Origin of the sequence: Helicobacter labetoulli (assembly GCF_003670275.1) — a bacterium.
Lineage (GTDB): Bacteria > Campylobacterota > Campylobacteria > Campylobacterales > Helicobacteraceae > Helicobacter_C > Helicobacter_C labetoulli.
This window is the reverse complement of sequence record NZ_QXJF01000004.1, coordinates 1-1,780: the sequence shown is the minus strand read 5'-3', so window position 1 is coordinate 1,780 and position 1,780 is coordinate 1. Positions and strand designations below refer to the sequence as shown.

1 protein-coding gene and 1 pseudogene are annotated in these 1,780 nt (G+C 39.8%); one reads left to right on the top strand and one right to left on the bottom strand.

The genetic code is table 11. The features are described from left to right. Positions 1 to 112 precede the first annotated feature (112 nt). Positions 113 to 313 (bottom strand): annotated as a pseudogene (locus tag EBF12_RS11630) (hypothetical protein); the annotation flags it as partial. 182 nt (positions 314 to 495) lie between these two features. On the opposite strand from EBF12_RS11630, the gene EBF12_RS02225 reads away from it, so the two are divergent. Further along, positions 496 to 1,780 (top strand): cache domain-containing protein (locus EBF12_RS02225; RefSeq protein WP_121726220.1); only part of this gene is annotated, 1,285 nt, incomplete at its 3' end.

Below are 1,780 nucleotides of genomic sequence, written 5' to 3'. Positions count from 1 at the left end.
CCCCCCCCCCCCCCCCCCCCCCCCCCCCCCCCCACCCCCCCCCCCCCCCCCCCCCCCCCCCCCCCCCCCCCCCCCCCCCCCACCCCCAAGAATTTAGTCGTGTTTGAGATAGCACTTGAGATTCTATAAGTTCTAATTCTTTGGTAAGATTTTGCTGTGTGGATAGGATTTCTTTAAACTTAAAGCCAAGCATAACAACCGCATATAACTCCTTTTTATTTTTCCGCCAATTATAAAGCGTTTTTGTGTCTATGTTTAAGATACCTGCAATGTCGCGTTGTGTAAGCTTGAGGGAGAAAGGATTATTTTTCATCTTAGACTCCTTGAAGTAATAAAATTAAAGGAAAAAAATTTACACTTTTTCATCATGAATTTTAACAAAGGAAATAATACAATTTCTTAATAAATTAAAAGTATTTTTTCCTTTGTTAATTTTTTAGCCTTTTTTCTAAAAAATTTCGGGCTTAAAAAATGACTTATAAGGAGAAAGAGGTGATGTTTAACAGGTTAAGCATAGGAAGTAAGATTATTGTTTCAGTGAGTTTGGTTCTGTTTTTGTGTATGGGGATTTTGGGCGTTGTTTTGGTGAGTATTTCGTACAATATCCAAAGCGATGATGCCAACAAGCTTGTGCTAAATATGGCAAAGCGGACAGAAAATGTCATAGAGGGATATATTAATGAAAACTTTGTAGCTTTGAACTATTCACAGCAGAATCTTACGCAACACATCAATAATGGGAATCTAAGGGAGCATACAGGCAAAGATATTTTAACAGCACTTTTAGATTTTAATCAATGGGCGGAATATGCCTATATCTATCTTAAAGATTCTGCATTGATACCTGATGTGAGTAGTGATTATAGGCTAAGTAATGGCGGGGTAATGATATTTGGGCACGATGATAATCCAAAAGAGACTGGTGGGGTAGCGATTTTACCTGCTGATGTGTCGTTTTTAGAAGATGATGGTTTGCAAAAAGCACTAAATAGCGGTAAGCCTAGCGTTGGCAACCCAATGAAAGTGCAAATGGGAAATAAACAGACAATGCACTTAACGCTTAACTATCCCATTAAAGATAAGAGGGGGAGTGTTGTTGGTGTTGTTGGAAGCACACTTCATCTTGGTTTGATTAAAGAATTTCTTTTTGCAGAGATTACGAGTGTTTTTAAAAATGGTTATCGTGTGCTTGCAACAAGCGAGGGGCTATTTGTGCTTCACCCAAATGGTGAGTTCATGGGAAAGAATTATGCCGATGTAGCTAAGGATAATCCTAGTGCGCAAGCTGTAATCAACGCACTCAAATCCCACGAATCTGGTGTGTATGAGGTAACAAACACACGAGGGGAGGAGAGTATTATGGGTGTGGCTTCATTTGAAGTGGGGCGAGGTAGCACTGGGCAGTGGTGGGGAGCAATCACGATCGCACCTGAATCATCAGTATATGAGTCTGTGGACTATATGAGAAATGTAAATATTATGGGGATTTTGGCTTGTGTGTTTGTGGTTGCGTTGTTTGTGTTTATCTTCATCCGCACAACAATAGTAAATCGTATCCGCAATATCTCCAACGCTCTCTTTGAATTTTTTAAATACCTTAATCATCAAAGAAAAGATGCTCCTAATCCTTTAAAGATTATCGCTCAAGATGAATTAGGACAAATGGGAATTGAGATTAACGAAAACATAGAAAAAACAAAGCTAGGCTTAGAATCCGACCAAGCCCTTGTGGCACAATCTCTCCAAGTCATAGATAGAGCTAAACAAGGTTATACTGGTA